This is a genomic window from Flavobacterium profundi, from assembly GCF_006491645.1.
In the GTDB taxonomy this organism is placed as follows: domain Bacteria; phylum Bacteroidota; class Bacteroidia; order Flavobacteriales; family Flavobacteriaceae; genus Flavobacterium; species Flavobacterium profundi.
Map to the genome: position 1 here is coordinate 1 of NZ_VDCZ01000032.1, position 1,278 is coordinate 1,278.

The window sequence follows — 1,278 nt, forward strand, 5'->3', positions numbered from 1 at the left end:
GCACGGATTGTAAATCCGCCTTTACTTTGCATTTTAAAAATCACTAAATTTATTCAAAGGAAAACAGAGGTGAACTATTAAATCCGCTAAGCTTGTGACTTATATCGCGCATTAGTCCTCTGTCTTCTCCTTGAATCCTGTTGAATTACTTCAAATAGAATGATAGACATAGTGGTCTAATAAAGGCTTTAAAGAATTTCAACATTATTTATTTATCTTAAATTCAAAGTTATGAAAAAGTATTTATTTCACGTAGGAATTGACATTTCAAAATCTAAATTGGATGTAGTTATTTTAGATAATCAAGCTTCCAAAATTTGTAATCATTTTATTATTGAAAATAATTTAAAGGGAATTGCATCTATTTTAAAAGAGTTTAAAAGGCAAAAAGTAGATTTATCGACTGTTTTGTTTTGCTGTGAAAACACAGGTGTTTACACCTTTCCTTTAAGTTGTTTTTTGTCTGAAAACAAACTTGATTATTGGATAGTCCCTGCAATAGAAATCAAAAGATCTAAAGGTATTTCAAGAGGTAAAAATGATAAAACTGACGCTAAAGATATCGCTTGGTATAGTATCAGACACATTGATAAACTAAAACTTACAGAATTGCCTGAAAAAGAAATTCTACAACTAAAGTTGCTTTTTACAGAAAGAGAAAAAGTAATGAAATCTTTTAAGCTTTTTGAAGCAACAAAAGAAAATGAAGACTTTATGCCAAAACAAATCTATAAATCAATTGTAGGAATAAATAGCAAAACAATAAAGTTCTTAAAAGCCACATTAAAAACCATTGAAAAAGAAATGATGGACATAATATCCAATCAAATACAATTAAAAAATCAATTTGAATTGGTTAAAAGTGTTCCAGGTATTGGAGATAAAACAGCCATCTATTTGCTAATAATTACAAAAGGTTTTACAGCTTTCGATAACGCAAGAAAGTTTGCTTGTTATGCTGGAACAGCACCCTTTGAACATACTTCTGGATCTAGTATTAAAGGACGAACTAAAGTTAATCATATGGCAGATAAAAAGATGAAGGCTATATTACAAATGTGTGCTTTAGTAGCTGTAAAACATGACCCACAGCTAAAACAATACTATAATAAAAAGAAAGAAGAAGGTAAAAATGCAATGCTAGTTTTAAACAATGTAAAATGTAAGATCTTAAGCAGAGTATTTGCTGTAATTAACAGACAAACTCCATACATAAACACGTATAAGTTTGCCTGTTGATTATTTTATATTTTTACTTGTTTTTTATCATAGAATGCG

1 protein-coding gene is annotated in these 1,278 nt (G+C 28.8%); it reads left to right on the top strand.

The features are described from left to right. Nucleotides 1–231: 231 nt before the first annotated feature. Nucleotides 232–1,239 (top strand): transposase, encoded by a 1,008-nt coding sequence (locus FHG05_RS18255; protein ID WP_140999563.1) that lies wholly within the window; start codon nt 232–234, stop codon nt 1,237–1,239. Nucleotides 1,240–1,278 lie beyond the last annotated feature (39 nt).

Excerpts from the sequence above, each read along its gene's own strand:
- FHG05_RS18255 (WP_140999563.1), top strand. The coding sequence starts at position 232 with ATGAAAAAGTATTTATTTCACGTAGGAATTGACATTTCAAAATCTAAA.